The sequence below is a fragment of the Gloeobacter violaceus PCC 7421 genome, assembly GCF_000011385.1.
In the GTDB taxonomy this organism is placed as follows: domain Bacteria; phylum Cyanobacteriota; class Cyanobacteriia; order Gloeobacterales; family Gloeobacteraceae; genus Gloeobacter; species Gloeobacter violaceus.
The window spans coordinates 3700709-3723697 of sequence record NC_005125.1 but is presented as its reverse complement, the minus strand read 5'-3'; the positions used below and the strand labels follow the sequence as shown (position 1 = coordinate 3723697).

Below are 22989 nucleotides of genomic sequence, written 5' to 3'. Positions count from 1 at the left end.
TCGGCCACAATACCCCGCCAATGTATGCGCGAATCTGTCACTCCCGACCCCTGCAGGCGCTCAGCCTGCTTGATCTATAACCCCGTGGCCGGCCAGGGCGACGCGGAGGCCGATCTGTGGCTGATTCGCTCGTTTCTCGACCCGGTCTTTGACCTGGACATTCGCCTTACCACCCCCGAGGTCGGGGCGAACGCCCTGGCCCGGGCGGCAATGGAGCGGGGTGCGCAGTTGGTGATCGCCTCGGGGGGCGACGGTACCCTCTCGGCGGCGGCCGAGGCCCTGGTCGGAACGGGCATCCCCTTCGGGGTGATCTCGCGCGGCACGGCCAACGCCTTCGCCAACGCCCTCGGCCTGCCGCTCACCCTCGAACTGGCCTGCGAGGCGATTATCGACGGGGCGACGCGGGCAGTGGACGTGGCCACCTGCAACGGGCTGCCGATGGTGCTGCTTGCGGGTATCGGCTTCGAGGCGGAGGCGGTGGCGCGCACCAGCCGGGAGGCCAAAAACTGGTTCGGCACCCTCGCCTACGTCTGGTCGGGGTTGCAGCAGTTGGGCGAGATGCAGTCGTTTCAGGTGGCCATCGAAACGCCGGATCTGCGCATCCAAACCACCGCCACCGCCATCACGATCGCCAACGCCGCACCGCCCACCTCGGTGCTCGCCCAGGGCTGCGGCGCCTGCGTCTTCGACGACGGCCTGCTCGACATCACGGTGGTCGCCCCCAACAGCGCCATGGAAGCCCTCGCCGCCGCCTTCGACCTGTTCTCCTCGGCGGTGCGCGCCGCGGCACTCGACCGCCCCGACGTCGGTCACCTGCTCGCTCCCTGGGTGCGCGTCGTCACCGATCCGCCCCAGGCGGTGGCCATCGACGGCGAAGTGGTGGCCCGGACGCCCCTAGAAGTGGTCTGCGTGCCGGGGGGGCTCCGGGTGATCGTGCCCGTCGACGATTTGCTCGAACCGCGTCTGGCGGTGGAGTACCTAGACCTCGAATCGGCGGCCGAAGTGGAGCTGCTCGCCGAGTAGCGTCCGGGCGCGGCCGAGCAGCCGGCGGATGGGTCCGGCCAGCCACGTCGTCTCACCATCCACACCGACCGGTTGCAATCGGCCGCGCAGCCGCTCAAAAGGAGCGCGCACCAGGCGCGCTTCGCCGCCCACCAGTACCAGCCGGATCTGCCCGGGACGGGCGGTGAGCACCGCCTCGGCGACAGTCCGGGCGCGCGGGTTCTCGACCAGCACCAGATCCGCCGGGGCGCCCGCAACCAGCCGCCCCAACTGCGGCACCCCCAGCAGGCGGGCAGCGGCGGCGGTGACCAGATCCAGCAATTCGGCCTCCCCGAACCAATCCCTGGCGCCGCGCAGTTCGGCGAGCAAATCCGGGCTACCGCTCGCCGTCGAGTCGGTACCGATGGCGAGCGGCACCCCGGCGGCCTTGAGGGCGAGCACCGGAGCGGTGCGGCCGTACAAAAAGCGGTTGCTCGTCGGGCAGAGCACCACGCCGGTGCCGGTGGCGGCGAGCCGGGCGATATCCGCCTCGTCCAGGGCAATCGCGTGGATGACGGTACTGGCAGGCCCCAATAGTCCGAGTTCGTCGAGCCTGCGGATCTCGGCATGGCTTTGGGCGTCGGTGCCCTCGGCGGCGTGCACAAACAGCCGCCCGCCCCGGCCGTAGCTGCCGCCCAGGTGGCTGTCGGGGCGGTGTTGCCAGCGATAGGGGGGGACGCGCACCGGCAGGTACCTCAAGCACCAGTGGCCGCGGTCGTGGTGCTGCACAGTGGTCACCCCGGCCAGCAAGTTGCGGTAGGCGCCCCACCAGAGCCGCTCGCTGTAGCGCAATCGCAGCACCTCGCGCAGAGGAGAACGATCCGGACGGAAGACGGCTTCGCCCCAGGCGGCGCTGTTGGGGTAGGGCGGCTCGCCCAGGGGCGGCAACAGATCGAGGCCCAGGTGGTCGTGGGCGTTGATGAGCCCCGGCACCAGCCAGCAGCCGGCCCCATCTATGTGCAGCCGGTGGCGGCGCACCGCGCCGAGGTCGCTTACCTCCATCCCGGCAATCGCGAGCGCACCGGTGCCCGCTGCGGTGCGCAGATTCTCGATGCATAGATCCACGAATCCACCCTCAGCGCGCCTGCCCGACCGTCGCGGACGGCGCGGCGGATTTGACGACCCGGCCGCCCTTCATTACAAAACTGACCCGGGTGAGGGCGCTCACGTCCTTGAGCGGATCGGCCTCCACGGCGATCAGATCGGCGTACTTGCCCGGGGTGAGCGAGCCGACTTTGTCCTGCCAGCCCAACAACTCGGCGGCGTTCACCGTGGCCGCCTGGATCGCCTGCATCGGCGTCATGCCGTACTGGACCATGTAGGCGAACTGTTTGGCGTTGGTGCCGTGGGGATAGACCCCGGCGTCGGTGCCAAAGACGATGCGGTCGCCCGCGGCGAGGGCGCGCCGGAAGTTGTCGCGCTGCAGTTGACCGACTTTGCGCTCCTTTTCGAGCGACTCGGGCAGGATGCCCGCCCGCTCGCCTTCGGCAAGAATAAATTCGTCGACATAAATATCCATGACCAGGGCGGTGCCTTTTTGGCGGGCCAGGCGCATGCCCTCCGCATCGATCAGGCTCGCGTGCTCGATCGAATCGACGCCTGCCCGGATAGCCTGCTTGATACCCTCGGCGCCGTGGGCGTGGGCGGCGACTTTGCGGCCCAATTTGTGGGCTTCTTCGACGATGGCCTGCATCTCCTCGAAGGTGTACTGCTGCACGCCCGGGTCGGTGTTCTTGGAGAGCACCCCACCGGTGGCGCAGAGCTTGATCACATCCGCCCCGTACTTGACCACCTCGCGCACTTTGGCGCGGGCCGCCCAGGGGCCGTCGGCCACCCCCTCGGCGGTGTAGTTGAAATCGGGGGCGAGCAAATTGTTGTCGCAGTGGCCGCCTTTGATGCCCAAGGCCGGACCTGAAACCAGCAGGCGCGGCCCCGGAATGTCCCCGTCGTTGATGGCGTCGCGCAGGGCGACATCGCCGTAAGCCCCCGCACCGACGTTGCGCACAGTGGTGAAACCCGCCTCCAGCGTGTCGCGCGCCGCCTTCGCCCCGTAGAGCGCCTCGCGAATCGCCGAGACCCCAAGCCCCTGGTAGCCGGCCCGAAACGGGTCGCTCGTCAGATGCGCGTGCGCTTCGATTAGCCCCGGCAGCACCGTGGCGCGGCCGAGGTCAATCCTCTGGGCTCCAGCCGGGATACTCACCGTCCCGCTCGGCCCCACCGCCCGCACGCGCTCGCCCTCGATGAGGATGATCTGATCGCTCAGCACCCGGCCTGCCACCGTATCCACCAGCGCACCGGCCCGCACCGCGACCACTGCTTCGGCCGCAGGCTCCGCCGCCCCGACCGCCACAGCAAGGCCCATCCCCGCCGCCAGACCCCCCAGCCATCGCCATCTGTGCACCCGAACCTCGCCCTGGACACGGCCATAAACTTCGGACACTATACACTCCGGCAGCGGTTCCACTCGATCGGGGATGGCGAATTGTCAGACACTATCCTAAACTGATCTTCGGATCATCAGTTCGATAAGGCGTAAAGAGTATGTCCCGGCCTGAACACTCCCTGGTTTTTCTACATATCCCCAAAACCGGTGGGACGACGCTCGAAAGTGTGTTGCTCGACCAGTACGGTCAGGAACATAGTCTTCGCCTGGACCTGGCCGCCGTCAACGATGGGGAAGGGGCGCAGCGCGCCCGCCAACTGCTCAACGGCAATCGCCATTACAAGCTGATTTCGGGCCATTTTACGATGGGTTTGGGTGTGCACGAACTGCTGAATGTTCCGTGCACCTACGTCACCATGCTGCGCGATCCGATCGAGCGGGTGATCTCGGATTTTTACTTCATCCTGCACACTCCCGAGCACATTTTTCACGAGCGGATCGTCCGTGAGCGGATGAGCCTGGAGGATTATCTGAACAGCAACCTGTCGGACGGCACGGACAACTATCAGGTGCGCTGTCTGTGCAGCCGCCCCCCCGATGCCCAGGACGGCAACTGGGCCTGCACCGAGCAGACCTTGACGAGCGCCAAGGACAACCTGAAAAAACACTTCAAAGTCGTTGGCTTCCTGGAGCACTTCGACGAATCGCTGCTATTGATGCGTTCACATTTTGGCTGGAAGTTACCGCTCTATGTGCGGGAAAACACAACAAAGAATCGACCGCGTACCCCGCAGGTGCCCGAACCGATCAAAACCAAAATCCGCAACCGAAACCGGTACGATCTCGAACTGTACGACCACGCCCTTTTTCTGTACGAACAACAACTGCGCACGCTGCGAGCCGGCCGCTTCGAAAGACAGCTCAACCAATACAAATTTCTCAATCGCTGGTACGGTCGCACCGTCTACAAAAACTACCATCACCGTTCGCGGGCCAGCCGGTTGCGGGCTTTTTTGCTGAGCCGGGCCTGGGTCGCCCTGCTCGGTGTGGAGCGGCTGGTCTACAGGCCTTAAGAAGCGGCCCGGGCCGCACCTTTCCCTGGGGGTGTGCCAAACCCGCCGCCGGCCATTACAGTGAAAGCGTTCTATGTAAACTTCCGTTGCGTCGAGTGGGGGGGGGTCCATGCTGCAAGCACCCTGGAACCTGGGCGGTTCTGACGATCCGATCTGCGCCATCGATGCCGTCGTGGGCGAGGCGGCCCAGTTCGAGCGCATGGCCCAGTTGTGGGATGCAAATTGCCGCCATAACGCGCTGGTCAGTTGTGATTTTTACTGTGGCGGCTTCGCCGAGCAGTTCGAGCGCAACGGCGAACGCATCGCCGGTTTCTTGCGCCGCAAACTGGCGTTGGGTCCGGATAGTCGGCTGCTTGACCTCGGCTGCGGCGTTGGCCGCGTTGCCCGCTATTTGCAGGGTGCCACGGCCGGTATGGCTCTGGCGGACGTCTCGGACTGCATGCTTGCTCAGGCCTGCCTGCAGCTCGGGGAGGCGGCAAATTGCACCTTCACGCCGGTGAACGGCAACCGGCTGCCCTGGCCGGACGGCAGTTTTACCCACGCCATCGCCGTCGATCTGGTGCAGCACCTGCCGGAAGCATCGCTGCGCGCCTACTTCGCGGAGGTGGCGCGGGTGCTGGTACCGGGGGGGCTGTTTTTGCTCACCACCGGCACGGGCGGCGCCACCGACAAACCGCCCGATCCCTGGCTGAGCCGCCAACTGTTGCGGCTGTTGGGCCTGAGGCCCCTGCCCATGGGTTCGCGCACCGGGGCGGTGCTTGCCGAACTGGTCAGGGGGCCGGGGCCGCTGCAGTTGCGCGAGGGCGGCGACGACTTTCCCAACCGGTTGCCGGCTTTGCCGGTGGCAGTTCCCTTTGCCGGTCGCTACCTGCTATTTAGCAAACCGAGCACCGCGCGTTTGACGGTCGAGCGCACGGTGCCTTCGTAGGCGCGGTAGCGGTTCACCGAGCGGCACCAGAGCTCCTGCAATCGCCGGTAGAGCTGCCGTCCCGTGTGCACCCGGCTGTAGGTGCGGTTGAGCAGGCGAAAGCTCCGCAGGCGTCTGTTGAAGGCGTCCGGTTCGAGGGCCCCCAGTTGTCCTGCGAAGCGCCCACGGGCGTGGGCGTACAGGCTCAGATCGTAGCGGTTGAGATCCTGGAGGATCTGGAGGGTCGGTCCCGGCAGGTCCGCGAGGGTCGGCCGGTCGCGGGTGACGTTTTCTTTGACGTACAGAGGCAACCGCCAGCCAAAATGCGACTGCAACAACAGTAGCGACTCATCGAAGCGCTCCATCAGCGCCACGACCGGAAAGAATCTGTCCAGGTTGGCGCGGGCGCCGGCCAGCATCGCCTGCGAGCAGGCCCAGTCGGCATCCTGGGCGTCGGGGGCCTGGCTGCACAAAAAGCGGGTCATGTAGTTGTCGGTGCCCGCGGCCCATTCGCTGAGCAGATAGTCCTTGAGGGTCATCTTGTAGCGATGAACAGGCTCGTGGGCCGGGTGGGGCGGGTAGCGCACTATAAAGTGGTACTCCGAGATCATCCGCTCGAGCGGATCGCGCAACCAGGTGACGTAGGTACAGGGTCGTGCTATCGACTCGTGCAGGCGCAGGCCCATCGGGAAGTGGCCGCGGATGAAGCTGCAGCGGCGGGCGGCCCTTGCCGTCTGCCGGGCGCGCGCAGCCCCCTCGGCGTCGTTGATGGCGGCGAGGTCGAATTCGAGGATGTCGGCTTCGCCGTACGCTCTTTTGAGAATGGCCTCGAAGGTGGTGCCCCCGGTCTTCGGGATGTGCAAAAAGATGACCAGTGGCCGCTGGGGTTGGTTATTCGAGCGACCGGTCACCGGGCCACCTCGCGCTGAAATCCGGCCGCCGGGCGGGCGATAATTTGCCATGGGCGACGGACGAAGGCCCGGTCAACCGGTGGCCGGCTGAAAAAAATCCGGACAAACCCTGGGGGGCTTGCCCGGTTACAGTGCGGAACAGAGGACTTGAACCTCCACGCCTTGCGGCACATGAACCTGAATCATGCGCGTCTACCAATTCCGCCAGTTCCGCATCAAGGCAGACAACACTATAGCAAACCGGCATCGCTACTGGCTAGGTGGCCTTCTCCGGCGGCTCGAAGGAAAACACCGCCTGCTCGACATCCCGGCGCGAGAGCGAATAGGGAAAGGAGAGCGTCTTGGTCTGGTTGGGCGGATAGGCGTAATCGACCTTGAGCACCGTCTCCTCCAGTTGCAGCGTCGCCGACCACCGGGAGCGGTGCAGGTGCCAGCAGTGCTGCTCTTCGGTGTCGCGCTCGCACTGATGCTCGCGCAGCCAGATCTCGATCTTGTGCAGCGGGTGGTTGTACAGGGGCGTATCGGCGGTGGGCAAAGAGTTCATGGCAAAGGTGCTCAGAAAGTGGCCGTCAGCCGTTGATCCAGTCGATGAAGGCAACGAGCAGCAGCGAAGCGGCAAAGGCGATCCCCAAAATAAAGAGTGCAAAAATCTCCGTGGGGGACAAAGGGCGCTCGCTGATGTCGAACCGGCCGCTCGGGCGGCGGCGCGGCGGCACCGGCCGCTGCTGTTGTTGTTGCTGCTGCTGCTGCAAAACGGCGGTGCGGGTCAGTCCCAGGGTCAGGTCGTAGTGGGAGCGCTTGGTGGGATGGGAAAGGGTAGCGTAGGCCTCGTTGAGCAATTTGAACTTTTCGAGGGCCTCCTCCGGCGCCAGTGGGGAAATGTCCGGATGGTACTGCTTAGAAAGCAAACGATACGCCTGGCGAATGTCCCGTTCACTCGCCCCAGGCGGCACACCCAACACCCGATAGTAGTCTGGCCTTTTCATCTCCCACATTTTAGCGCCAGCTTGCCGCGGCGCCGCATCCGGCTTCGAAGGCGCCGGCTCGGTGCGGACGGCTTGACTACCTACCGCATCTAGTGTTTTATAGCCACAGAACACCACACAGATGGAGTCCGCTCGAATGGTAGCGCAAGTGGATGCATCGAACCCCACCTCCAAGGCCGTCGCTCCGTCGCTGGCTCTGCAGGGCACTCTCCAGATCGTCACCGGTCCCGACCGGGCCTTCAACGCCGGGGTGATCGCCCACGCGCTGCGGGCCGCAGGCCAGGGCGTGCCGGTACTTGTGGTGCAATTTCTCAAAGGCGGCATCGGTCAAGGTCCGGACAACCCGATGTATCTGTGCCAGGGTCTGCGCTGGGTGCGCTGCAACCTGCAGCGCTGCCTGGACACGCCGCACCTGGAAATCGAAGAACAAAAAGCGATGTACGAACTGTGGAAGTACACCCGCCGGGCGGTCCACAGCGGTCGGTTCGGTCTGGTGGTGCTCGACGAATTGAGCCTGGCGATCCAATTTGGTTTGATTGCTGAGACAGAAGTGATCGAACTATTGGAGCAGCGGCCTTCGTATATGGACGTCATCCTGACCGGCCCCGAGATGCCCATCGCCCTGAGCGCCATGGCCGATCAGGTGACCGAACTGCGCAAAAGCGCCATCCAGCCCTAAGATCGCAGCAGGACTTGCGGGGGGCGGATGCTCAACAGTGACAGCTGGATCAAACAACGCGCCGCCGAGGGCATGATCGCCCCGTTCGAGGCCGAATTGGTGCGCCGGGTAGACGACGGCTCGGGTCACCACCACCGGGTGCTGAGCTACGGGCTGTCTTCCGCCGGTTACGACATTCGCCTCGCCGACGACGAATTCAAGGTCTTCCGGCGCGTACCCGGGGCGCGGCCCATCGATCCCAAGCGCTTCGACAACACCTGCCTGGAGGACATGGCGCTGATGAGCGGTCCGGAGGGCGATTATTTTATTTTGCCGGCCAACTCTTTGGCCCTGGCCCACTCGGTCGAGCACTTTCGGATGCCCGACAACGTGGTCGGGGTGACCACCTGCAAGAGCACGTACATCCGCTCGGGCGTCAATATCCCGATCACCATTCTGGAGCCGGGCTGGACGGGGGTGCTCACCCTGGAGATCGCCAATCCCACCCCCTGCGACGTGATGGTCTACCCGAACGAGGGGATCGCCCAGGTGCTGTTTTTTACCACCGACCAGGTGCCCGAGGTGACCTACGCGACGCGCAAGGACGGCCCCGGCAAGTACCAATCGCAGGAACAGCGCATCGTGCTGCCGCGGGTCTGATGGCGGGCGTACTGGTAAGCGGCACCGACACCGGGGCCGGCAAGACGATCTTATGCGCGGCCCTCGCTGCCTGGTGGCTCGCCCATCGCCGCACGCCGGCAGCCATCCTCAAGCCCGTCCAGTGCGGCCCGGGGGATCGCGAGTACTACCGCACGGTCTTCGGCGACGCGCTTTCGGTGCTCAATCCGCTGTATTTCGAAGCCCCCCTCGCCCCGCCCCTGGCGGCGGCCCGCGAAGGGCAGACAGTCGATATCGGTCTGCTTTGGAAAAGTTACTGCGAGGCGGCGGCCGGCCACGCCCTGGTCCTAGTCGAAGGGGTGGGCGGTCTCGGTTGCCCGCTCGGTTGGGATTACACCGTGGCGGATCTGGCGCGCGACTGGCGCCTGCCGGTGCTGCTGGTGGCTCCTCTGCGGCTCGGAGTGGTCGGTCAACTGGTGGCCCACACGGGTTTTGCCCGTGCTCAGAATCTGGATCTGAGCGCGTTGGTCCTATCGGAGATCGAACCGGTGAGCGCAGAGCAGCGCGCCCAGTGGGCGGATGTACAACTTATCGAGAACCTCTGCCACCTGCCGGTGCTGGGGGTGCTTTCCCACCTGGAAGCTGCTACCGACCGCGCAGCACTCGCAGCCGCGGGGAGCGGATTGTGGCTGGAGGCGGCTGGGACATTGTTCACAGCAGAGCGCGGATAAATTCGTCGTCGCGGAAGCGCCCGCTCCCCCGGCCGCGGGCGGAGCGCAGGTCGCCCTGGCGGACCACCACCAGATCGAGGGACGGGATGACGTAGAGCCGCTGGCCCCCCGCCCCGGCCGCCATGATCAGATCTGGAGGACCGGCGCCGCCCACCGGATTGTTGCGCTCGGGACGCGCGCTGCGGGAAGGGGCGTTGAGCCAGAAGGTAAGACCGTAGGCCGGGTTGGTGGCGCTGCGCACGAAGCACTGGGCAAGGGCTTCTCTGGAAACTATCTGCCGTCCCTGCCAGGTGCCGCCGTTTTTGAGGAGCAGGCCGAATTTGGCCCAGTCGCGCGCCGTGGCAATTGCCCCACCAGGCAGGTCCGGGTCGCCGTCTGTGGTGGTGCGCCAGCGCGCTATGCGCATGCCGATCGGCTCCAGGACGCGCCGAGACAGATAGGCGAGCGGTTCCTCGCGGCGGGGGGCAAGTTTGCGCCGCATCAGTTCGCCGAACAGCTGAAAATTAACGGGGTTGTAATCGAAGGCCCGGCCGGGCGGCGAGACCGCCGGCGCCTGTACTGCCTGGGCAAAGGACACGGGGTTGCCGCCCCGCCCCGCCTTGCCCAGGCCGCTTGCGAGGCTCAACAGGTGACGCACGGTGATCTGCGCTTTGAGCGGGTCGGACTTCCACTCAGTAATCGTCTCGGAGACGCGCTCGTCGAAAGTGAGCAGGCCATCCTGGACCGCCGCCGCCGCCATTACCCCGGCAAAACTCTTGGTGCCGCTTGCCAACAGATGCGGCGTGTCGGCGCTACGGCCGGGGGCGAATTGCTCATAGACGATTCGCTCGCCCCGAATGACCAGAAGCCCGACGCCACCGTAGGCGGCGGCATAATCGGCAGCCCGCCGGTAGTCGGTCTGCACGGCCTGGGCGAGGGCCGCCGGCGGGGCCGGCCAGAAAAACGCCGGGATCAAACAGGTGGCTGCGAGCAACAGCAGCGCCGTCCAACACTTCGCAATTTGCATATCCCATAGGACCGCGCCGGATGCCTGTGGGTTCAGCCGCCTCACAAATTACCCCCCTGCGAGTGAACCAGCACAATTGCACATTGCGTACAAAAGAAGGACAGGGGGGACGGGCCACAACCCGGCAACTGCACAAACTCAAAGGAGTTTTTATGATTCGCCGCAACTTCGCAACGGCCCTGGCGCTCGCCTGCGCCTGCGCAGCGATGGGCACCGCCCAGGCCCAAACCACCACCTCCACCCCGGGCGGCGGCACCGTCGTCGAAGGGGAGCGGGGCGGCAAAGCCTACGTCGGCCCCAACGACGGCAAGGTGCTCGTCGCCCCGGACGGCCGCAAGTACGTAAGCGGTCCGGACGGCGGCAGGCTCTATGTCGACGAGGACGGCCGCAAGTATGCCGAAGGTCCGAATGGGGCCAAGGTCTACGTGGGCGACGACGTCAAGGTCTACAAAGGTCCCCAGGGCGGCACGGCCGTCGAAGGGCCGGACGGCGGCCGGGTCTATCAGGGTCCGCGCGGCGGCGAAGCGGCCGTCGGTCCCGAGGGCCGCAAACGCTACGAAGGCCCCGAGGGCACCAAAGTCTACTCCGGTCCCCGCGGCACCGTCATCAAGGACAAAGACGGCCAGGTGATCCGCCAGCCACGCTAGCGGCTCTCAGGCCATCACCATGCCGCCGTCGATCGTAATCACCTGGCCTGTGATGTAGGCGGCGGCCGGGTCGGCGCACAAAAACCGCACCAGCCCGGCTACTTCCTCAGGTTGACCGACGCGCCTGAGCGGCACCTGAGCGAGGATCGGTTCCAGTTCCAGGGCACTGGTCATATCGGTGGCAATGAAGCCGGGGGCTACCGCGTTGACGGTGATTCCCCGCGATCCCAGTTCGCGGGCGGCGGAGCGGGTGAGGCCCAACACCCCGGCCTTGGCGGCGCTGTAGTTGGCCTGACCGGCGTTGCCGGCCACTCCCGAGGTCGAAGAGATATTCACCACCCGCCCGGAGCGCTGCTTGAGCATGATCCGGCTTGCCGCCTTCAGGCACAAGAAGGTGCCGGTGAGGTTGAGGGATACCACATCGTTCCAGTCTTCGAGCGACATGCGCAGTATTAGACCGTCGCGGGTAATCCCGGCGTTGTTGACCAGGGCGTCGAGCCGTCCGTACTTGGCGAGCAAGTCTGCAAACAGGCGCTCCACCTGCTCGGGGTCGGCCACATCCGCCTTGAGGGCGACAGCCTGCCCCCCGGCCGCTTCAATTGCCGCCACCACTTGCTGGGCGGCCTCTTCGGAGCGGCTGTAGTTGACGGCCACGGCGGCTCCCTCCGAGGCGAGGGCAAGGGCGCAGGCGCGGCCGATGCCGCGGCCGGCGCCGGTGACCAGGGCAACTTTGCCTGTGAGCAATCCCGTCATGGGCGTCCGCCATTGGTGCGTCGCCTATTGTCGCACGCCCTGGCCCGCTATCTTGGAGCGGTTATCCTCGCTGGGCATTGCTAACGGCCAAAGTCGAGGCTCTACGCCAGTTTCGGCCAGAACTGTTCGACGAGTGAGGCAGTAGCACTGCCCGGCTGATGCCCTGAACTCTCAGGTGCTCGGTGACGACTCAAAGGTCACCGCCAAAGAGTGCATCTAGATCCCGGGCACCGTGCAACACCCGCACCAGTTCAATCCCGTCGGGCAGCGGGCGGTAGAACAGCACATACCGACCGGCGGCAAAACTGCGGATTTCAGTGCCGAGTTCGGGCCGCACCCGACCCATCCTGGGCTGCGATGCGACCAGTTGTGCCTGCGCGCTCATCCCTTCGAGCCAGCGATCGGCGGCCTGCAGATCCTCCAAGGCGATGTAGAACCAGATATCCTCAATGTCGCGCTCGGCCTGGCGTGTTTTCAGAACCTGCGCCACCAGCTAGGTGCCCTGTGCTTCGGCTTGCTGCGCAAGACGTGCCCGGCCCCGCTGTTGGATCTGCTGAATGTCTAACACGTCGGCGGGACCACTATCCAGACCTTCCTGGATGTCCCGGCGCAGCTGCTCCAGTTTCAAGTGGTGCAGGCAGTCCTGCTCCTCCATCAGGCGCAGGGCTTCGCGCACCACCTCGCTCGCTGAATTGTACAAACCCGAAGCTACCTTCCGCCGGATCATCTCTTCCAACTGTGGGGTCAGGTTGACATTCATGCTTGTTGGTCGCTCCATGTCAAGCCGAACGGGGTTTTCCCTTCTACAGTATCGTCAAACTTTAAAAAAGATTACCTGGTTGTTCACGGCGTACTCTGCAGCCTGGGCTTGAGCAATCTCTTACCTCAGGTCAGAAAAAACGCTGTGGTCGTGCGCCCTCGGCCTCGACGAGGCCACGTCCTGCCTTGTTCGTTATGGTTGCGCTGAAACGTCAACAGGGCCTGCGGAAACCTGAACTGCGAACGGTGCATTCACAGACTCATTTTCTGCAGATAGGCTGAAAGGGCATCTCACCCGATGTGGGTACAATCCTACTCTAAGGTGCCGCCCCGCCCAGCCAGCGCACAACAGGCCGACTTGCCCAGTGCAGGGCCACTTTCAGCCGGTGGGCGTCGGTGGGCATCCGGTAAAGATACGCCAGTCGGCGGATGAGATAGGCGGGCGGACCGCCGACGGCCGTGCCCAGAAGCGAGGCGACGCCGCTGTCGATCCCCAACCCCAACAGCTTGCCCAGCGCGTTGTAGCGAAAGGCGAGCAGCGGCCGGTCGCTCAGGCTCGCCCAGAGATTCCACGCGCAGTAGCCCGCCTGTTGGAAGGCCAACTGGGCACTGGGACCGAGCGGCTTGCCGCCGGCATCGAGGCTCGCTGCCAGATCGCCTAAGGCGAAGATTTCGGGGTGCCCCTGCACCTGCAAGGTGGGCTCGACGGCCAGCCGTCCGCCCGGCCCCTTGGGCAGATCGAGATCTTTGATGAGCCCCGGCACCGCCGTCCCCACCGTCCAGAGCACCACCTCGGCGGGGATCGCCTCGACGCCGCGCCCGGCGGTCTCGACTTGCAGGCCCGCATCGCTCACCGACAGAATTTTTGTGGAGAGTCCCAGCCGCACTCTGCGCTTTTCGAGTTCGGCACGGGCCATTTTGCGCTCCGGCGCGTCGAACTCGGCCAGGATGTCCGCTGCGCGGTCGAACAAAACGATGCTGCCTTTGTCGCCTAGGGTGTCGGCGAGTTTGCAGGCGAGTTCGACGCCGCTTGCCCCCGCCCCCACCAGGGCTGCGCGCACAGGGTCGGCCCCGGCATCGAGGGCGGCCTTGAGCCGGGCGATCAGCGCCTGGGCGTCTTCGAGGGTACGAAAGGGCAAGGCGTGCTCGCGCGCCCCCGGCACGATGTCCACGGGTGTGCTGCCGCCCACGGTAAGGGCCAGCCGGTCGTAACTTTCGGCACCGCCGCCCGCAAGCTTGACGATGCGGTTTTCGAAGTCGAAACCCATCGCCTCGGCCTGCACGAAGCGCACCCGCGTCCCTTCGAGCAATTCGTCGAAGCGCGGGGCCACCTCCCAGGTGGCAAGCTCCCCCGAAACCAGTTCGTAAAGGAGCGGCGAGAAGACAAACCGCTCCGAGCGATCGATGAGCAGAATTTCTGGGCGCTCGTCTTTGAAGGGATACGCTTCGAGGCCAAGGGCGGTGAACAACCCCGCAAATCCGCCGCCGACAATGACAATGCGCGCCATGGCTGATGCTGTGAAAGACCCTTCCAGCATAGCCGCGCCAATCGTTAGCGGACGCGGGCTGCCGAGGCGTCGGTGTCTTCGAGATCCAGTCTGGCCAGGTCCAGGCCGCGCAGATCGGTCTGCTGCAGCAGGGTGTCGTCGAGCCGGGCTCCGTGCAGATCGGCGTTGCGCAGGTCGGCGTGGGTGAGGTTGGCGGCGCTCAAGTCGGCGCGCACCAACCGGGCAGCGCTGAGGTTGGCCCCCGCCAGATCCGCCGCCCGCAGGTCGGCTCCCACCAGGCTGGCGCCGCGCAGATCGGCATTTTCGAGAATGGCGGTACTCAGGTCGGCACCTTCGAGGTTGGCCCCCTGAAAGTTGGCGCCGCTCAGATGGGCTCCCCGCAGATTGGTTCCGCGCAGGTCGGCGGAGCGCAGGTCGGCCCCTTCAAGATCCTGGCCGCGCAAATCCTGCCCGGCCAGTTTGGCGCCTCGGTAGTTTTTGGGTGTCTGCCGCGACCCGGAGGCGTCCACCACCAGCACAAAATCCTGCAAAAAGGCGCGCATCAGCGGTGTCCACCCCACCAGAACCAGAACGGTCCCTATCAGCATCCCGACGATCCAGCCTCTGCGCATTGCACTTTCCCCAGCACCACTATGTCTAGATAGCTCCGGCGCCTGTGCTTTAAGCATTCGTCGAAGCCGCCCCCCTGCCGGGAGTATAGGGGCGAGACCGCCCGGCGGGCACGCGATTTCACTGACATGGGGGGCCTGGAGTCACGCTTCGATTGACAGTCCACGTCGGTTATGATCAGCCCGAAGGGAGTGTGAAAGCGAATGCGCGCCATCAATCCGCCCGGTTTTTCGATCCCCGGTATCTCGCAGGCGATCCTTGTCGAAGATCGGCACCTTCTGCTTCTATCGGGGCATGTTCCGTTTCGAGCGGATGGAACCCTCGCTGGACCCGACCTCGCTACTCAGTTAGAGCAGGTGTTCGAGAACATAGCAGCGACCCTGGAAGTGGCGGGAGCAAGCTTCGACGCGGTGGCCCGGCTCACAATCTATATCTGCGAATATGATCCCTGCCTGTTGCCGACCATCCGCGCCATTCGGGACAGGTGGGTCAATCTGGAACGCCCGCCTGCCAGCGCCCTGATCGGTGTCGCCTCGCTGTTTCACCCCGACGTTCTTGTCGAGATAGATGCCCTGGCCGTGGCTCCGAACGGCTAACCTGACTGCGTCTTGAATTGGTGTCGTCCTGGCGTTGAATGAATAGTGTCGGCAGTTTAGAAGATGACACTCGAACAGTTACAACAATGGGCGCAAACACAAATCGACAACACCGCCCGACCGCAAGTTCGTCCCGATATCGCCGTCAGCATCCTGCAACTTATCGAAGCACTCGAAGAACTCAAAGAGCAACAGCAGGCCGACCAAGTCAAGGACAAAGGCTAAATTTCGCGGCGGCCTTCGAGGGCGCGCGCCAGGGTCATCTCGTCGGCATATTCGAGATCGCCCCCCACCGGCAGGCCGAAGGCGATGCGCGTCACGCGCGGTCCGAGCACTTTGACGTATTTGCTCAGATACATGGTCGTCATCTCCCCTTCAGTGCTCGGGTTGATGGCGAGGATCACCTCTTTGACCGTATCGGCACCGACGCGCTGGAGCAGTTCTTTGATGCGCAACTGCTCGGGACCGATGCCTTCCATGGGGTTGATGAGCCCGCCGAGGACGTGGTAGTGACCCTTGAACTCGCGGGTGCGCTCGATGGCGACCAAGTCGCGCGGCTCGGCCACCACGCAAATCGTCTCGCCCTGGCGGCCGGGCTGGCGGCAGATGTCGCAAGGGTCTTCGGCAGAAAGATTAAAACAGCGGCTGCACACACCGATTTGCTCCGTCGCTTCGACAAGGGCCTGGGCCAGTTGCAATGCCTCGGACTTGGGGCGGCGCAACAGATGAAACGCCAGGCGCTGGGCCGTCTTGGGGCCGATGCCCGGCAGACGCTGCAAGTGTTCGATGAGTCGGGCCAGGGGCCGGGTGTACATGGGCGGTGCCGGGTATCAAGTATCGGGTGCCGCTTTTGGGCGGCACCGGCCAAAAAAAGAGCGACTGGCTAGAAGCCAAGACCCGGGGGCAGCTCCATGCCGCCGGTCAATTCCTGCATCTTCGCCTTCATCGTCTCGGCGGACTTGGTGTAGGCGTCTTTATAGGCGGTCAGCAGCAGGTCTTCGACCACTTCTTTGCTTTCTGAGAGAAGCTGCGGGTCGATGGTGACGCCAGTCGGTTCCTGGTTGCCGCTCAGGGTCACCTTGACCAGACCGCCGCCGGCGACGCCCTCGATCGAAAGCGCGGCCAACTCGTCCTGGAGCTTGGCGCTGCCTTCTTGGATTTGCTTGACGCGCTTGAGCGCTTCCTGGAACTGGCCCATCGGACCGAAGCCTTTGCTCATGTAGATCGTTCTCCTGGAGGCTTACTTATTGTAGACAATCCGGACACTTGTCCAGAGCGCAACCGGTCAAGGGGAGCCGGGAGGGCGGGCGCGAAAGTCGCGGCAGATATTGCCCACCAGTGACCGGCAGACCCCGGCGTTCATGGCGCTCACCGCCGCCTGGGCGGCCGCCTGGACCACCGGCTGCGGGAACATGCCCAAAAAGCCCGGCAATTCGATGCGGATACCAAAATTCGCTTCCCAGAAGACCGCGACAGCCCGCGCCGCAGGATCGAGGCGAAACAAACCGTCAAAATCGACTGCGTAGCCCGGATCCGGCAGGGGGACCGAGTGCAGCCGGTAGAGGCGTTCGTCCTCCTCGACCACGCGCAGGGCCACGCGGGGAGCCACCCGAAAACCCAAGGCGCCGAATTCGGGCAGTTGCAGGCGGTAGGTGCCCGCGGCGGCCTCCACCTTGAGGGGCCGAAAACCCACCGGGATCCAGTGATCCGGTTTGCGCAGGTAGCCTGCCAAAGGCGGCAGGTCCGTCTCCAGGCGCACATCTCCGCGCTGAGTGTCTTTGAGCGAAAGCGATGTCGACATGAACTTGATTGTACCCTCGCGTTGCGGTGACCTCCCGGACGGCTCACAGGCAGGTTGACGGAGATTCTACAGAAGTGCGGTCTTCAAAGCCATTGCCTGCGGCCGATTGCCACACCCGCGCCCCGGGCCTAAGATGCGGGAGGATCATGCAACGCGACATCCATGAGCACCATTCTCCGCATCGAGCAAGGCGCCGTCGAGCGACTGGAGCTGAACGCCGTCGGCCTCCAGATCGAGCAGTTAGCAAGCGATCCGCTCGCCAATGCCCGCCAGATCCGCTTTGAGATTGATTACCCGCTCGCTGAGGCCGATCCGCGCGAATTGCCCGAGGTGCAGGAGGTGCGGCTGTTTTTTATCCGCCTCGACGCTCGCTATCCGTGGCTTCCGTATCTGCTCGACTGGCGTACCGGCGAATTGACGCGCTTTGCGGCGATGCTGGTACCCCACCAGTTCAGCGCCAAGGACGGCATCACCTTCGCCCCCGAAGCAATGGAAATCTTTGTGATGCACAAAATTTTCGTGATGGCCGATTGGCTCTCCAGCAAGGGAATCGCCAACCGCTCGGAGCTGCGCTATCTGGCCCAGGCCCTGGGTTACGACATCGACGCCGAATTTTTCGAGTTGCTCACCCTCTAGAGCCGACATGGCCATCGGTCTTAAGAAGCGCATGCTACGATTTGCGCAAAAATGCGCGTGGGTGCCGATGTGTTCGTTCTAGATGCCAATGCCCAACAGACAACTGCCGCGCCGAGCGAGCGGGCGCGTTTTCGCCGCACCAAGATTGTCGCCACCATCGGTCCCGCCGTCGACGACCCGCAGGCCCTGCGCAAGCTCATCCAGGCCGGGGCGACGACCCTCAGACTCAATTTTTCCCACGGCAACCACGAGGAGCACCGCCGCCGCATCGGCCTCATCCGCCAGATTTCCTTTGAACTCAATCAGCCGGTGGCCATCCTGCAGGATCTGCAAGGTCCCAAGATCCGGTTGGGCAAGTTCGCCGACGGACCAATCGTCCTCAAGCACGGCGACCCGTTTATTCTGACCAGCCACGACGTGCCCGCCAACCAGCACATCAGTCCGATCACCTACTCGCGACTTATCCAGGAAGTGCCCACCGGCGCCACGATCTTGCTGGATGACGGGCGGGTGGAACTGGTAGTCGAACGGGTGGACCTCGAAGCCCAATACCTGCACTGCCGGACGGTGGGGGGGGGCAAGCTCTCCAACAGCAAAGGCGTCAACTTTCCGGGTGTCACCCTCTCGGTGCCGGCGATGACCGAAAAGGACCGCGAGGATTTGCTCTTCGGTCTCAATCAGGGCGTCGATTGGGTGGCCCTCAGTTTCGTGCGCACCCCGAGCGATTTGCTCGAACTGAAGGAACTGATTGCCCAATCGGGCAAGCGGGTGCCGGTGATCGCCAAGATCGAAAAATTCGAGGCCTTCGAGAACCTCGATGCGGTGATTGCCGCCTGCGACGGGCTGATGGTGGCCCGTGGCGATCTGGGCGTCGAGATGCCCGCCGAGGAAGTGCCCTTGCTCCAAAAGCGGCTGATCGCTTCGGCCAATCGGGCCGGCAAGCCTGTGATCACCGCCACCCAGATGCTCGATTCGATGGTGAGCAACAGCCGCCCGACCCGCGCCGAAGTTTCCGATGTGGCCAACGCCATCCTGGACGGCACCGACGCGGTGATGCTCTCCAACGAGACCGCCGTGGGCGAGCACCCGATCTTGGCGGTCGAGACGATGGCGCGCATCGCCGATCGCATCGAGCGCTCGATGCCCCAGCGCACCTGGGTAGACACGGGCCGCTCGATCCCGAACGCCATCTCCCAGGCAGTGGGAAGCGTCGCCCAGCAATTGGGTGCCCAGGCGATTCTCACCCTCACCAAGTCCGGCGCCACCGCCCGCAACGTCAGCAAGTACCGGCCGAGGGTGCCGATTATCGCGATTACCCCGAGCGTGTCGGTGGCGCGCGAACTGCAGATGGTCTGGGGGGTCTACCCGCTGATGGTCCTGGATCTGCCTTCGACCCGCCAGACCTTTCAAGCGGCGATCAGCGCCGCCCAGGACGAAAACCTCGTCCTGGAAGGCGACCTGGTGGTGATGACCGCCGGCACCATCCAGGGGCTCTCCGGTTCGACGGACCTGATCAAAGTCGAGGTGGTGACGGCGATTCTCGGCCGGGGATTGGGCCTGGGTCAGAACGCCGTGAGTGGACGCGCCCGCATCGTCCGCCACAGCGACGAAGCGGCGGCCTTGAGTCCCGGGGACATCCTGATTGCCCCGCGCACCGACGCCAATTTTATCGAAGCGATCAAGCTCGCGGGCGGCATCGTCACCGAGGAGAGCGGCCTCACCTCCCACGCAGCGATTATCGGGCTGCGCCTCGGACTGCCGGTACTGCTCGGGGTGAAAGACTGCACCACCCGCATCCCGGACGGGGTGGTGCTCACCCTCGATCCGCAAAAAGGGGTCATCTTCTCCGGGGCGGCCTCCGCCGTCTAGCGCCTGTGGACAAAATTGTCGTTTTCTACTCCAAGCCCGGCTGCTGTCTGTGCGACGCGCTGGAAGCCACCTTGCGCCGGGTGCAGCCGGATTTGGGCTTGAGCGTCGAAAAGCGCAACATTCTCAGCAATCCCGAATGGTTCACCGACTTTCAGTACACCATCCCGGTGCTGGAGGTGAACGGCCATACCCTGACGGGTATCTCCCACCGCAGCACGGGCGCCCAACTGGCAGCCGTGCTGGAGCGGGCTTTTGTCGCCTGAGGATGCTTGCCGGCGATGCTTGAGATATGCAAGAAGTAGGATAGTCCCCGCCGGTTTTGTGATGAAACGCTGGTTCCTTACAGCTTTGCTCGTCGCGACCGTGGCCCTGCCGGTCCGGGCGGACATCCGCTCCGAACTGGTGCAGACGCTGACCCAGGCCCGCGAGGCGCTCGCAAGCAAACCGGGCTACGCCCAGTACCTGCAGGAGGCAGGACGGGTCACCTCGGCCCTCGACCGGGTGATCTACAGCCGCACGCCGGTTCCGGCGAACGCCCTTTCGGCCGTCAAGTTTGTCAACAAGCAGATGCGCGCCCTCGAAGAGGCCTGGGCACTGCGCTACCGCATCGGCCTGAAGAATCTGGACGCTCCCGATGTGGTCGGCTTTGCCGCTACGAGCCTGCCCCGAGTGCGCAAAGCCTTTGCTGCGGTCGATCCGAAGTTGCGCATCGATGATTACATTGTCGGACGCGGCCGGCAGAACAATGCAGAAGAGTACGTCACCTTCGCCTACGACCGGCTCGTCCAGGAAGGCTTCGAAGCGATCGCCAAAAACCTGGATACGGCCCTTGCCCGCCTCAAGTAGCGAACCGGGCAAAAGCTGCTACTCTAAATTCGACCTCCAGGGTACGAAGGTGCCTGCCATGCGTTTGCACGAACTGCTTGCCCGAACCGGGCTCGATACCCGCAACCTTCCCGACATCGACATTGCCGGTCTGAGCACCGATTCGCGCCAGGTGCAGCCGGGGGACTTGTTTATTGGTCTTCCGGGTACGCGGGTGGACGGCAGTGAATTCTGGCCGCAGGCGATTGCCGGGGGAGCGGCGGGGCTGGTGATTTCTGAGAACGCCCGGGGGGTGGAGGCGGCGGTGCCGGTGATCCGGGTGCCGGACGTGGTGGGTACCTGCGCCCGGCTCGCGTCTGCCTACTACGACTTTCCAGCCCGCAAACTAACCCTCGCCGGGGTGACCGGCACCAACGGCAAGACGACGACAACCCATTTGATCGAGAATCTATTGCAAGCCCAGGCACCCACGGGTCTGGTGGGCACGCTCTACAGCCGCTGGCCGGGCCAGAGCCAGGAGGCCCGGCACACCACGCCCTTTGCGCTTGAGATCCAGAAGTTGCTTGCTCAGATGGTGGAAGCGGGCTGCCAGTACGGGGTGATGGAGGTCAGCTCCCACGCCCTGGCCCAGCAGCGGGTGGCGGGTTGCCGCTTCGAGGCCGCGGTCTTCACCAACCTCACCCAGGACCACCTCGACTTCCACCCGGACATGGAAAGTTACTTCCAGGCGAAGGCGACCCTGTTCAGTCCCGAGTACCGCAGCGGGCGGGCGGTGATCAACGCCGACGACCCGTGGGGGGTGCGCCTTGCAGCCGCGTACGACCAGGTGTGGACCTACAGCTTTCAGCCCGGCGCGGACATTTATCCAGAAGATGCCGTGTTCACCCCGGAGGGCATCCGCGGCACCCTCGTCACCCCGGTGGGCCGCGCCGCCTTTACCAGCCCCCTGGTGGGCCAGTTCAACCTGGCTAATCTGCTGGCGGCGGTCGGGGCCACCCTGGCTTTGGGAATCGACCTGGAGGCGATCGCAGCGGGGCTGTCGGGTTTTGGCGGCGTACCTGGCCGCATGGAGCGGGTGAGCGGTTCAGACGACGATATCGCCGTGATTGTTGATTACGCCCACACCCCCGACGGCCTGCGCAAACTGCTGGAGGCCACCCGGCCTTTCGTGCGCGGGCGGCTGATTTGCGTATTCGGCTGCGGCGGGGATCGCGATCGCACCAAACGCCCCCAGATGGGCCGCATCGCCGCCGAGCTGTCGGATCTGCCGGTGGTCACCTCCGACAATCCCCGCACCGAGAATCCGGAAGCGATCTTGGACGATATCCTGGCGGGCATTCCGGTGGGAGTGTCGCCGACCGTGGAAGTGGACCGCCGCCGGGCGATATTGCAGGCACTGCTCGAAGCAAAGGCAGGCGATTGCGTGGTGATCGCAGGGAAAGGCCATGAGGATTATCAGATCCTGGGGACGACAAAAATCCACTTCGACGATCGCGAACAAGCCCGCGAAGCGCTTTCCAAGCGCCGCAGCCGAGGTTGAAAAAGCCTGGCAAGTTAGGAAACTACTTTTACTAAATCGGGCATAGAGTTTGTTGGAGATTCGACCGTGGATCTAGAGTTTTTGAGCAACAATTTATTAATGAACAAGCATAGCCATCTTCCTCCCGAGCAGGCTCTCCGTGATCTAATCGAAGCTATTCGCTGTGCCGAGCGCTACGAGCCTCGCCTTGAAGTGAGGCTCCGCGAGATCTGTGCCTGGGTAAGCGACCTGAAGCCAGGCGAAATTGTTTCCAAAAAATATCTACTATTATTTTTGACCGAACTGGTCACTGATGCGCAGCAATGGCTGCTGCTTAAGGAAGCCAAGGTCGAAATCGGCCAAGATTTCTTCAATGAGCTTTTAGTAGAACTCAACCCCACGGAGCGTTATTGGATCACGGTGTGCTTCCCGGCCTGGTTTACCGAAAGAGATCCAAAATTTCAACGGTGGAAGCACAAGCTTAAATCCAATCGCTTTCAACCCGAGGATGCTCAAATCATTGATAAGCTTTGTAGGGCTGTGGAGTGGCAAGGAGGATATACAATCACACGACTCCTTGCGGACTTGTCAATGTCTACGGATCTCGTCGCCTGCGGAAGCGCTAGCCGCGGCCTTTGTGTGCAATGTACCAGGACGGGCGGTCAACACTTGCGAGAAAAGTTCATTCGGTGGCGGCAAGATCTACAGGAGCACTGGAAAATAGAGCGCGGTCTGCTTGTCAGTTTTCTCCCAATGGGACAAAGTTGGGAGCACACAGTGGCTCATAAAGTACTCAATTTGTGCGATGAGCTACAGAATGAGGACTATAAAATGGAAGAAATCCTCTAAGAAACCATGTCTCACGAGCACGAGCAAATCAAAGACCGGCTCCGCGGGCGATTCAGGGACAACCTGAGCGCCTCGCGTATCTTGCAGCGGAAGGTGCGTGCTTGCGGAGAAGATGCTGTCGATCATTTCTATGTGGGCGCTGACGGCGATTGGCTTGAGCGGCTTCCTGACGGGTCGGCACTGGGGTGTGAACAGACCAGCGGTTCAGAGCATGCTCTCCGGGCGTGATCTGTCGGGTCTGCCGACAATTACCCAAATTGTGTTGGAAGGGTTGTTGCCGTTGCTGCAGTAAAGCTGAAGCGCT

30 protein-coding genes and 1 tRNA gene are annotated in these 22989 nt (G+C 63.8%); 16 read left to right on the top strand and 15 right to left on the bottom strand.

What is annotated here, in order from left to right; genetic code table 11:
* The first annotated feature begins 24 nt into the window (after nt 1–24).
* Nucleotides 25–1023 carry a YegS/Rv2252/BmrU family lipid kinase gene (locus GLL_RS18150; RefSeq protein ID WP_011143508.1) on the top strand — a complete coding sequence of 333 codons (999 nt, stop codon included), beginning with the start codon at nt 25–27 and terminating at the stop codon, nt 1021–1023.
* Here the strand turns inward: GLL_RS18150 and GLL_RS18145 are convergent.
* Both GLL_RS18145 and GLL_RS18140 read right to left on the bottom strand, forming a co-directional pair.
* Nucleotides 979–2106, bottom strand: coding sequence for an amidohydrolase family protein (locus tag GLL_RS18145; protein WP_011143507.1), 1128 nt, complete (start codon nt 2104–2106; stop codon nt 979–981). The genes GLL_RS18150 and GLL_RS18145 overlap by 45 nt on opposite strands.
* Nucleotides 2107–2116: 10 nt before the next feature.
* Nucleotides 2117–3403 (bottom strand): metal-dependent hydrolase family protein, encoded by a 1287-nt coding sequence (locus GLL_RS18140; protein ID WP_164929738.1) that lies wholly within the window; start codon nt 3401–3403, stop codon nt 2117–2119.
* Between the two features lie 179 nt (nt 3404–3582).
* On the opposite strand from GLL_RS18140, the gene GLL_RS18135 reads away from it, so the two are divergent.
* Both GLL_RS18135 and GLL_RS18130 read left to right on the top strand, forming a co-directional pair.
* A complete protein-coding gene (locus GLL_RS18135) occupies nt 3583–4497 on the top strand; it encodes a sulfotransferase family 2 domain-containing protein (RefSeq protein ID WP_011143505.1) in 915 nt (304 codons plus the stop codon).
* Nucleotides 4498–4606: 109 nt separating this feature from the next.
* Nucleotides 4607–5425, top strand: coding sequence for a class I SAM-dependent methyltransferase (locus GLL_RS18130; protein ID WP_011143504.1), 819 nt, complete (start codon nt 4607–4609; stop codon nt 5423–5425).
* Here GLL_RS18130 and GLL_RS18125 read toward each other — a convergent pair.
* The 4 genes from GLL_RS18125 to GLL_RS18110 all read right to left on the bottom strand — a co-directional run bounded on the left by GLL_RS18125 (nt 5362) and on the right by GLL_RS18110 (nt 7301).
* A complete protein-coding gene (locus GLL_RS18125; protein WP_164929312.1) occupies nt 5362–6315 on the bottom strand; it encodes a sulfotransferase family 2 domain-containing protein in 954 nt (317 codons plus the stop codon). The genes GLL_RS18130 and GLL_RS18125 overlap by 64 nt on opposite strands.
* A 132-nt stretch (nt 6316–6447) precedes the next feature.
* Nucleotides 6448–6529, bottom strand: a tRNA-Leu gene (locus GLL_RS18120).
* A 42-nt stretch (nt 6530–6571) separates the two neighbouring features.
* On the bottom strand, nt 6572–6859 hold the full coding sequence (locus tag GLL_RS18115; RefSeq protein ID WP_011143502.1) for a DUF3143 domain-containing protein: 288 nt from the start codon (nt 6857–6859) through the stop codon (nt 6572–6574).
* Between the two features lie 25 nt (nt 6860–6884).
* Nucleotides 6885–7301, bottom strand: coding sequence for a J domain-containing protein (locus GLL_RS18110; RefSeq protein WP_164929311.1), 417 nt, complete (start codon nt 7299–7301; stop codon nt 6885–6887).
* A 136-nt stretch (nt 7302–7437) separates the two neighbouring features.
* On the opposite strand from GLL_RS18110, the gene GLL_RS18105 reads away from it, so the two are divergent.
* Genes GLL_RS18105 through bioD form a run of 3 tightly spaced genes read left to right on the top strand, consistent with a single transcriptional unit; the run spans nt 7438 to nt 9308 of the window.
* Nucleotides 7438–7980, top strand: coding sequence for a P-loop NTPase family protein (locus GLL_RS18105; protein ID WP_011143500.1), 543 nt, complete (start codon nt 7438–7440; stop codon nt 7978–7980).
* 27 nt (nt 7981–8007) lie between these two features.
* On the top strand, nt 8008–8619 hold the full coding sequence (dcd, locus tag GLL_RS18100) for a dCTP deaminase (RefSeq protein WP_011143499.1): 612 nt from the start codon (nt 8008–8010) through the stop codon (nt 8617–8619).
* Nucleotides 8619–9308: a dethiobiotin synthase gene (gene bioD / locus GLL_RS18095; RefSeq protein ID WP_011143498.1), complete on the top strand. Its 690-nt coding sequence runs from the start codon at nt 8619–8621 to the stop codon at nt 9306–9308. The genes dcd and bioD overlap by 1 nt, the downstream gene beginning before the upstream one ends.
* Here bioD and GLL_RS18090 read toward each other — a convergent pair.
* Entirely contained in the window at nt 9289–10314 is a 1026-nt protein-coding gene (locus tag GLL_RS18090; RefSeq protein ID WP_164929310.1) for a serine hydrolase domain-containing protein, read from the bottom strand. The two genes, bioD and GLL_RS18090, sit on opposite strands and share 20 nt — an antisense overlap.
* A gap of 152 nt (nt 10315–10466) precedes the next feature.
* Here GLL_RS18090 and GLL_RS18085 point away from each other — a divergent pair, with 152 nt between their 5' ends.
* Nucleotides 10467–10961 carry a hypothetical protein gene (locus GLL_RS18085; RefSeq protein WP_164929309.1) on the top strand — a complete coding sequence of 165 codons (495 nt, stop codon included), beginning with the start codon at nt 10467–10469 and terminating at the stop codon, nt 10959–10961.
* Nucleotides 10962–10967: 6 nt separating this feature from the next.
* Here GLL_RS18085 and fabG read toward each other — a convergent pair whose 3' ends face one another.
* The 5 genes from fabG to GLL_RS18060 form a co-directional block, all read right to left on the bottom strand.
* On the bottom strand, nt 10968–11714 hold the full coding sequence (fabG, locus tag GLL_RS18080; protein WP_011143495.1) for a 3-oxoacyl-[acyl-carrier-protein] reductase: 747 nt from the start codon (nt 11712–11714) through the stop codon (nt 10968–10970).
* 190 nt (nt 11715–11904) lie between these two features.
* A complete protein-coding gene (locus GLL_RS18075; protein WP_011143494.1) occupies nt 11905–12204 on the bottom strand; it encodes a type II toxin-antitoxin system RelE/ParE family toxin in 300 nt (99 codons plus the stop codon).
* Nucleotides 12205–12207: 3 nt separating this feature from the next.
* Nucleotides 12208–12474 carry a type II toxin-antitoxin system ParD family antitoxin gene (locus GLL_RS18070; protein ID WP_011143493.1) on the bottom strand — a complete coding sequence of 89 codons (267 nt, stop codon included), beginning with the start codon at nt 12472–12474 and terminating at the stop codon, nt 12208–12210.
* 316 nt (nt 12475–12790) lie between these two features.
* Entirely contained in the window at nt 12791–13981 is a 1191-nt protein-coding gene (locus tag GLL_RS18065) for an NAD(P)/FAD-dependent oxidoreductase (protein ID WP_164929308.1), read from the bottom strand.
* A gap of 44 nt (nt 13982–14025) precedes the next feature.
* The gene (locus GLL_RS18060) at nt 14026–14592 is read right to left on the bottom strand and encodes a pentapeptide repeat-containing protein (RefSeq protein ID WP_164929307.1); all 567 of its coding nucleotides are present in this window, start codon (nt 14590–14592) and stop codon (nt 14026–14028) included.
* Nucleotides 14593–14793: 201 nt separating this feature from the next.
* Here GLL_RS18060 and GLL_RS18055 point away from each other — a divergent pair, with 201 nt between their 5' ends.
* Nucleotides 14794–15186: a RidA family protein gene (locus tag GLL_RS18055; RefSeq protein WP_011143490.1), complete on the top strand. Its 393-nt coding sequence runs from the start codon at nt 14794–14796 to the stop codon at nt 15184–15186.
* A gap of 63 nt (nt 15187–15249) precedes the next feature.
* Nucleotides 15250–15411, top strand: a complete 162-nt coding sequence (locus GLL_RS22870) for a hypothetical protein (RefSeq protein ID WP_011143489.1) — start codon at nt 15250–15252, stop codon at nt 15409–15411.
* Here the strand turns inward: GLL_RS22870 and recR are convergent.
* The 3 genes from recR to GLL_RS18040 all read right to left on the bottom strand — a co-directional run bounded on the left by recR (nt 15408) and on the right by GLL_RS18040 (nt 16987).
* Nucleotides 15408–16001, bottom strand: a complete 594-nt coding sequence (recR, locus tag GLL_RS18050) for a recombination mediator RecR (protein ID WP_011143488.1) — start codon at nt 15999–16001, stop codon at nt 15408–15410. The two genes, GLL_RS22870 and recR, sit on opposite strands and share 4 nt — an antisense overlap.
* A gap of 68 nt (nt 16002–16069) precedes the next feature.
* The gene (locus GLL_RS18045) at nt 16070–16405 is read right to left on the bottom strand and encodes a YbaB/EbfC family nucleoid-associated protein (RefSeq protein WP_011143487.1); all 336 of its coding nucleotides are present in this window, start codon (nt 16403–16405) and stop codon (nt 16070–16072) included.
* A 66-nt stretch (nt 16406–16471) separates the two neighbouring features.
* Nucleotides 16472–16987, bottom strand: coding sequence for a DUF1997 domain-containing protein (locus GLL_RS18040; RefSeq protein ID WP_011143486.1), 516 nt, complete (start codon nt 16985–16987; stop codon nt 16472–16474).
* 162 nt (nt 16988–17149) lie between these two features.
* On the opposite strand from GLL_RS18040, the gene GLL_RS18035 reads away from it, so the two are divergent.
* The 7 genes from GLL_RS18035 (at nt 17150) to GLL_RS18005 (ending at nt 22977) form a co-directional block, all read left to right on the top strand.
* Nucleotides 17150–17623: a CRR6 family NdhI maturation factor gene (locus tag GLL_RS18035; RefSeq protein WP_011143485.1), complete on the top strand. Its 474-nt coding sequence runs from the start codon at nt 17150–17152 to the stop codon at nt 17621–17623.
* A gap of 51 nt (nt 17624–17674) precedes the next feature.
* Complete coding sequence (pyk, locus tag GLL_RS18030) at nt 17675–19492, top strand: pyruvate kinase (protein WP_011143484.1); 1818 nt, start codon at nt 17675–17677, stop codon at nt 19490–19492.
* Between the two features lie 5 nt (nt 19493–19497).
* Nucleotides 19498–19755 carry a glutaredoxin family protein gene (locus tag GLL_RS18025; RefSeq protein ID WP_011143483.1) on the top strand — a complete coding sequence of 86 codons (258 nt, stop codon included), beginning with the start codon at nt 19498–19500 and terminating at the stop codon, nt 19753–19755.
* A 61-nt stretch (nt 19756–19816) separates the two neighbouring features.
* A complete protein-coding gene (locus GLL_RS18020; RefSeq protein WP_164929306.1) occupies nt 19817–20338 on the top strand; it encodes a hypothetical protein in 522 nt (173 codons plus the stop codon).
* A 58-nt stretch (nt 20339–20396) separates the two neighbouring features.
* A complete protein-coding gene (locus tag GLL_RS18015) occupies nt 20397–21857 on the top strand; it encodes a UDP-N-acetylmuramoyl-L-alanyl-D-glutamate--2,6-diaminopimelate ligase (RefSeq protein WP_164929305.1) in 1461 nt (486 codons plus the stop codon).
* Nucleotides 21858–21923: 66 nt separating this feature from the next.
* Nucleotides 21924–22685 (top strand): hypothetical protein, encoded by a 762-nt coding sequence (locus tag GLL_RS18010; protein WP_011143480.1) that lies wholly within the window; start codon nt 21924–21926, stop codon nt 22683–22685.
* Nucleotides 22686–22797: 112 nt separating this feature from the next.
* On the top strand, nt 22798–22977 hold the full coding sequence (locus tag GLL_RS18005) for a hypothetical protein (protein WP_164929304.1): 180 nt from the start codon (nt 22798–22800) through the stop codon (nt 22975–22977).
* Nucleotides 22978–22989 lie beyond the last annotated feature (12 nt).

Coding starts and splice junctions, on each gene's coding strand:
- GLL_RS18015 (WP_164929305.1), top strand. CDS start 20,397: ATGCGTTTGCACGAACTGCTTGCCCGAACCGGGCTCGATACCCGCAAC.
- fabG (WP_011143495.1), bottom strand. CDS start 11,714: ATGACGGGATTGCTCACAGGCAAAGTTGCCCTGGTCACCGGCGCCGGC.
- GLL_RS18035 (WP_011143485.1), top strand. CDS start 17,150: ATGAGCACCATTCTCCGCATCGAGCAAGGCGCCGTCGAGCGACTGGAG.
- GLL_RS18130 (WP_011143504.1), top strand. CDS start 4,607: ATGCTGCAAGCACCCTGGAACCTGGGCGGTTCTGACGATCCGATCTGC.
- GLL_RS18070 (WP_011143493.1), bottom strand. CDS start 12,474: ATGAATGTCAACCTGACCCCACAGTTGGAAGAGATGATCCGGCGGAAG.
- GLL_RS18090 (WP_164929310.1), bottom strand. CDS start 10,314: ATGCAAATTGCGAAGTGTTGGACGGCGCTGCTGTTGCTCGCAGCCACC.
- pyk (WP_011143484.1), top strand. CDS start 17,675: ATGCGCGTGGGTGCCGATGTGTTCGTTCTAGATGCCAATGCCCAACAG.
- GLL_RS18105 (WP_011143500.1), top strand. CDS start 7,438: ATGGTAGCGCAAGTGGATGCATCGAACCCCACCTCCAAGGCCGTCGCT.
- GLL_RS18085 (WP_164929309.1), top strand. CDS start 10,467: ATGATTCGCCGCAACTTCGCAACGGCCCTGGCGCTCGCCTGCGCCTGC.
- GLL_RS18065 (WP_164929308.1), bottom strand. CDS start 13,981: ATGGCGCGCATTGTCATTGTCGGCGGCGGATTTGCGGGGTTGTTCACC.
- GLL_RS18045 (WP_011143487.1), bottom strand. CDS start 16,405: ATGAGCAAAGGCTTCGGTCCGATGGGCCAGTTCCAGGAAGCGCTCAAG.
- GLL_RS18110 (WP_164929311.1), bottom strand. CDS start 7,301: ATGAAAAGGCCAGACTACTATCGGGTGTTGGGTGTGCCGCCTGGGGCG.
- GLL_RS18060 (WP_164929307.1), bottom strand. CDS start 14,592: ATGCGCAGAGGCTGGATCGTCGGGATGCTGATAGGGACCGTTCTGGTT.
- GLL_RS18020 (WP_164929306.1), top strand. CDS start 19,817: ATGAAACGCTGGTTCCTTACAGCTTTGCTCGTCGCGACCGTGGCCCTG.
- GLL_RS18140 (WP_164929738.1), bottom strand. CDS start 3,403: ATGGGCCTTGCTGTGGCGGTCGGGGCGGCGGAGCCTGCGGCCGAAGCA.
- dcd (WP_011143499.1), top strand. CDS start 8,008: ATGCTCAACAGTGACAGCTGGATCAAACAACGCGCCGCCGAGGGCATG.
- GLL_RS18150 (WP_011143508.1), top strand. CDS start 25: ATGCGCGAATCTGTCACTCCCGACCCCTGCAGGCGCTCAGCCTGCTTG.
- GLL_RS18055 (WP_011143490.1), top strand. CDS start 14,794: ATGCGCGCCATCAATCCGCCCGGTTTTTCGATCCCCGGTATCTCGCAG.
- recR (WP_011143488.1), bottom strand. CDS start 16,001: ATGTACACCCGGCCCCTGGCCCGACTCATCGAACACTTGCAGCGTCTG.
- bioD (WP_011143498.1), top strand. CDS start 8,619: ATGGCGGGCGTACTGGTAAGCGGCACCGACACCGGGGCCGGCAAGACG.
- GLL_RS18005 (WP_164929304.1), top strand. CDS start 22,798: ATGCTGTCGATCATTTCTATGTGGGCGCTGACGGCGATTGGCTTGAGC.
- GLL_RS18040 (WP_011143486.1), bottom strand. CDS start 16,987: ATGTCGACATCGCTTTCGCTCAAAGACACTCAGCGCGGAGATGTGCGC.
- GLL_RS22870 (WP_011143489.1), top strand. CDS start 15,250: ATGACACTCGAACAGTTACAACAATGGGCGCAAACACAAATCGACAAC.
- GLL_RS18115 (WP_011143502.1), bottom strand. CDS start 6,859: ATGAACTCTTTGCCCACCGCCGATACGCCCCTGTACAACCACCCGCTG.
- GLL_RS18135 (WP_011143505.1), top strand. CDS start 3,583: ATGTCCCGGCCTGAACACTCCCTGGTTTTTCTACATATCCCCAAAACC.